This window comes from Plantactinospora sp. ZYX-F-223, from assembly GCF_039649625.1.
In the GTDB taxonomy this organism is placed as follows: Bacteria; Actinomycetota; Actinomycetes; order Mycobacteriales; family Micromonosporaceae; genus Plantactinospora.
Map to the genome: position 1 here is coordinate 1 of NZ_JBDJAV010000120.1, position 4,521 is coordinate 4,521.

The window sequence follows — 4,521 nt, forward strand, 5'->3', positions numbered from 1 at the left end:
TTAGCGCTCCGAAGTGTCTGGAGACTCCGGACCTTCCTGGGGCGCCTGACGAATTCGCCGTCGGCCCGACAGGAGGCGCTTGACCTGCCCGACACGCTCGGCGCGCCGGAGGCCAGCACCGTCCTTGGCCCTGTTGCGGCGGCAGGACGGGCACACCGTCGGGATCGCGGCCACACCGCCCATCGTGCCCAGGGCCCCGGCAAAGTCGTGACGGTGTCTGACTTGTGGGGCTCGGAGTAGAAGCGCCGTTGTTGGTGGCAGCGAGACGGGCATGACCTGCTCCGAAGATCATTAAGGTTCCTACGCCATGCTGATCGCCCGAAGTGAGTCATGCCCGCGCTGCCATCATCGCTGATCTCATCCTTGTCTTGCGCCCCGGCTCTGACCGTCCCCGAGACCGCTGGTGGGCTGCCAGCGGCGCTGGCTGGTCTGCCTGATCCCCGGGCTCGGCGAGGTGTTCGGCACCGGCTGACGGTCGTGGTCACCGCAGCAGTGTGTGCCGTGGTCACCGGCTATCGCTCGTACGCCGCGGTCGCCGAATGGGTCGCCGACGTGCCGGTAGCGACGGCTTTCGTTCTGGGCATGGCCCCGGATCGGCGCCCGTCGGAGGCGATGATTCGTCGGCTGTTGCAAGCCATGGACCCTCAGCTACTGACCGCGGCGGTCGGCGTCTGGCTCGCCGGCCGGGCCGCCACCACGTCGACGGCCGGCCCTGGCCCTGCACCACGTCGAGCACCCGACGAACCGAGGATGAAACGCTGCGTGGTCGACCGTCCAGATCACCAAGCATTTGTGGCTGACGATGCGAGCGGCGCCGGCGGTCCTCTACAGTGAACTAGTGCGAGCGAAGAGGACGTACACCAAAGAGGAGCGCGTGCTGCCGGCTCGTGACCTCGGGACTCCTCAAGGCCGCAAGTGGTTCCCCTGGGACGCGCTCGATCTCTTTTGGCCAGTGGATAGTCCGTCGAGGGTGCTTCTGCTCGGCCTGGTCGTTGGCGCTGCACTGCTGCTCGTGTCGGTGGGATCCATAGTCGTCGCTGCTGCCTTTTTCCACTCGCCCTACACCGTGTCGTTCGGCACGCCGGGTGATACCTGCACTAGCGACCTCCTGTACCTGGATTCCCGAACCGGCGCGCAACTGGAGTGCGTTGATCGCCGCTTCAACCCGGCGATAGGCACGGCAACCGCATACGCGCCTCCGCCCTGGACCGACGACGAGAGGAATGAGATCGTCGCCCTATCTACCACGCTGGGTGGCGGCGGCCTCGACGACGCCGAGCGGGACCAAATCGAGGACCTGGCCAACAGGACCGCCGAGCGGTACGGCTACGACCCGGCCGTTGACAACACCCTTGTTCCATCTACCGCTATAGCGGTGCGATCGGTCTGGTTCTCCTGGTTGTGAGCGGCATCGGCTTGATGATTGCCTCCTATTCGATCTGGAGTGACAGACCTGGTAAGCCGTAGCGCCCGTGCGGGCATGGTGACGGCGGAGTAAGGCATCCGATGATCGGTACTTGCAAAGTGCGGTGATCGCGACCCGGTTTGCGGCAGCCTCGGGCGGCCGGTGGGAACGCCCCGGGGTGCTGTCGCGTCCGTTCCAAGGTTGCGAAGAACCGCTACGCATGATGAAAATTGCTCAATCATGAGCATCCGATCTACGAGCAGGAGGACCGCGTGCGGGTCATGCGCGTGATCGCCGACCTTCGAGTGGCTGACGTCGAGGCAGCGAAGAGCTTCTACACCGACTACCTCGGACTGGGCGCCGAGGAGTTCAACCTGGGATGGGTGGCCCGGTACACCGCACCCGACAGTGGGGCAAACGTCCAACTCGTGACGCGTGACGCGACCGCACCCGAAAACCCGGTCATCTCCGTGCAGGTGGATGATGTGGAGCGTGCATACGAGGACGCGCAGAAGCTCGGCTACGAGATCGTGCATCCGCTGACCACGGAGCCGTGGGGTGTGCGCCGGTTCTTCGTCCGGGCACCAGACGGCAACGTGATCTGAACCGATCTCCAAAACACCAGGTCACCGCCGTTGAACGAGTTTTGGCACGGTACACGGGCCTGCGCGCCGGCGACCCACGAGGACAAGTCCGATGAACGGCACACTGTGGTGGCCAGATCTTGGTTGAGTCACTCGCAGATCACCGACGCCGGACCCTACTGGCACCAATCCCTCCCGGAACCGGCACACCTATAGAAGCGTCCGACTGGCTCAAAACTGCTCTACAGGATTCAAAACTGCTCTACAGGATCAAGAGCGGCCCGGCCGAAGCCGGGCCGCGCGCACGCGCTACAGGCCTACGGCCCCGCGCGCACGCCGCCATCGGCGATAGTCATTTATGAACACAGATGCGACTCCCGGTCTGACGGCAACCGTGACGGCAACCCGGACAGGCACCGGCATCCGTGAGCGCCTGCCCGCCACGGAACGTGACCATGACGGGCAAGCAACATGGGCAGACAGCCAACGACGTGTGGATGGTTGGCGGTGGTGTCCCGCTGGCCGGCTGGCTGTCGAGCGGGTCTGGTGCGGCTACCCAGGTGCGGCATGACGCGGTGCTCGGCGCGTGGCGGAGCAGGGGCCAGGAACTTCTCACATCACCGAATCAGAGAACCCGGAGTACACTACGGGTCCGGGTTCTCTGATTCGGTGTACGTATAAATGCAGCCGCGTCGGCTATGTTGCTATTAGTACGGCAACGGAAGCTGAGCCGCCGTCATCATCCTCTCATATTCATCGACCCAGAAAGTAATAGTTTCCTTCAGCTCACTTATCGTGTCCTGCACCTCTTCCGAGTCCAGGCTGGAGACCGCGTTGCTCAGATCTCGCACAATATCGCTCACAATCTTGATGGAATCGCCTTGGACAAGGAGCCCAGGAAACTTCCTTCCGGCCACTCGCGCCAATGCGAGATTACCAGCCACCTCGACGAGCTCCACTTGAAGGTGCGACATCTAACCTATCCCCTGGGGTAGAAAGTTATGTGCGGCAACTCTGTATTGAGCGGACCCGTGAATATATCTAGCCTCCCCTGCGGCCCCAGGGTAATATCCCCGAGCGGGAGCGAATTCTTGACTGAACTCTTCTTCCTACTATTGGCACCCGTGATCACGTAATCCCAATCAGATAGTGGATGCGCGGTTCCGCTGGCTCTGCTGCCCACCAAGCTAATAGGCATCCCAATCTTGTCGGCAGCATTTTGGATTCGCGTCGCTTCGCTTACGGTAATATTCTCGAGGCTTGCCCCCGCACCGACCGTTGGGCCTGTACCGTCTCAAAATCCTGTTCACGGCTGTGACCTGGTCTTTTGAAGATCTGGTCAGGCTGCCCGATGGTACTCGTTGACCACGCCGCCAAGCCGTCGTCGGCGCCGTACGGGGCCATCCATCGGGATGACGACAGTCGGGTCGTGGTTGGGCGGCAACTGTTGCAGGCCCTGATGTGGGCGGTGGTCGTTGAAGTGCTGCACGTACTCGTTGACCACCGCCGCAGCGTGCCGTTCGTTGTAGACCAGGACGTAGTCGGTGCACTCCTGGCGCAGGCTTCGGCCCCAGCGCTCGATGAACGCGTTCGCCCGTGGCGTGCGCGGAGGAATCTTGACCACCCGGATGCCCTCCGCGGTGAACACCGTGTCGAACCCGGCAACGTACTTGGTGTCCCGGTCGCGAATCAGGAACCGGAACTGGCTGGCCCGCTCGCCGAGTTCCATGATGACGTTACGCGCCTGCTGAGTGGTCCACTCCCCCGTCGGGCGCTCGGTCACGCCGAGCAGGTGCACCCGCCGGGTCGTGATCTCCATCAGGACCAGCACGTACACCCGCCGCAGGGCGATCGTGTCGATGTGGAAAAGTCGATCGCCAGCAGGCCCCTGGCCTGGATCCGCAGAAAGATTCGCCAGCTGGTGTCAATTCCCCGGGGTGCCGGGCCAGTACGGTGGCGGACGAGGATGCGCCGGACGGTGGCGAACGCGATCCGGTGGCCCAGACGCCCGAGTTCACCCTGGATCCGCCGGCACCCCCAGCGCGGATTCTCCCGGGCCAGCCGCAAGACCAGGTCACGGATCTCGTCGCTGACCCGCGGCCGGCCAGCCCGGTTGGGGTACGTCCAATGACAGCGCACGAGCCGACGGTGCCAGGCCAGCAGCGTGGCCGGGGTGACGAGGCGATGCACCCGCACCGCCTGCGGCAGCAGCCGGCCGAGCGCGGCCAGCACCGCCCGATCCGGCCACGACAACCGGGGACGGCCGCGGATCTGCCGGCGCAGCACCGCCACCTCCTGCCGCAGCGCAAGCACCTCGACCAGCAGCGCCTTGTTGCCACGAGCCAGCAGCCCCAGTCCACCGAACACACGGATCACCGTCAGGTACAGCAGCCGTACCAACATACCGATGATCGTCACTGCCACCCATGCGGTTACGGCTCACAAGGGGTGCGACCTGCTCCCACCCGGGCAACCGAATCGATCTTCAAAACACCAGACCACCGCACCCAAGCGGGATTTTGACACGCTACA

Annotated in this window: 6 protein-coding genes; 3 read left to right on the forward strand and 3 right to left on the reverse strand. The window is 64.0% G+C overall.

What is annotated here, in order from left to right; all coding sequences use genetic code 11:
• Positions 1 to 330 precede the first annotated feature (330 nt).
• From AAH979_RS42440 to AAH979_RS42450, 3 genes are all read left to right on the forward strand, one after another.
• Positions 331 to 834, forward strand: a complete 504-nt coding sequence (locus tag AAH979_RS42440) for a transposase family protein (protein WP_346263770.1) — start codon at positions 331 to 333, stop codon at positions 832 to 834.
• Between the two features lie 4 nt (positions 835 to 838).
• Positions 839 to 1,405 carry a hypothetical protein gene (locus AAH979_RS42445; RefSeq protein WP_346263771.1) on the forward strand — a complete coding sequence of 189 codons (567 nt, stop codon included), beginning with the start codon at positions 839 to 841 and terminating at the stop codon, positions 1,403 to 1,405.
• A 230-nt stretch (positions 1,406 to 1,635) separates the two neighbouring features.
• Positions 1,636 to 2,010, forward strand: a complete 375-nt coding sequence (locus AAH979_RS42450) for a VOC family protein (RefSeq protein ID WP_346263772.1) — start codon at positions 1,636 to 1,638, stop codon at positions 2,008 to 2,010.
• Positions 2,011 to 2,696: 686 nt separating this feature from the next.
• Here AAH979_RS42450 and AAH979_RS42455 read toward each other — a convergent pair.
• The 3 genes from AAH979_RS42455 to AAH979_RS42465 all read right to left on the reverse strand — a co-directional run bounded on the left by AAH979_RS42455 (position 2,697) and on the right by AAH979_RS42465 (position 4,392).
• The gene (locus AAH979_RS42455; RefSeq protein WP_318398057.1) at positions 2,697 to 2,963 is read right to left on the reverse strand and encodes a hypothetical protein; all 267 of its coding nucleotides are present in this window, start codon (positions 2,961 to 2,963) and stop codon (positions 2,697 to 2,699) included.
• A gap of 365 nt (positions 2,964 to 3,328) precedes the next feature.
• The gene (locus tag AAH979_RS42460) at positions 3,329 to 3,826 is read right to left on the reverse strand and encodes an integrase core domain-containing protein (protein WP_346263773.1); all 498 of its coding nucleotides are present in this window, start codon (positions 3,824 to 3,826) and stop codon (positions 3,329 to 3,331) included.
• The gene (locus AAH979_RS42465; protein WP_346263774.1) at positions 3,808 to 4,392 is read right to left on the reverse strand and encodes a helix-turn-helix domain-containing protein; all 585 of its coding nucleotides are present in this window, start codon (positions 4,390 to 4,392) and stop codon (positions 3,808 to 3,810) included. The genes AAH979_RS42460 and AAH979_RS42465 overlap by 19 nt, the downstream gene beginning before the upstream one ends.
• Positions 4,393 to 4,521 lie beyond the last annotated feature (129 nt).

Bases quoted from the DNA above. Each gene is read 5' to 3' on its own strand.
- AAH979_RS42455 (WP_318398057.1), bottom strand. From the start codon at position 2,963: ATGTCGCACCTTCAAGTGGAGCTCGTCGAGGTGGCTGGTAATCTCGCA.
- AAH979_RS42465 (WP_346263774.1), bottom strand. From the start codon at position 4,392: ATGTTGGTACGGCTGCTGTACCTGACGGTGATCCGTGTGTTCGGTGGA.
- AAH979_RS42440 (WP_346263770.1), top strand. From the start codon at position 331: ATGCCCGCGCTGCCATCATCGCTGATCTCATCCTTGTCTTGCGCCCCG.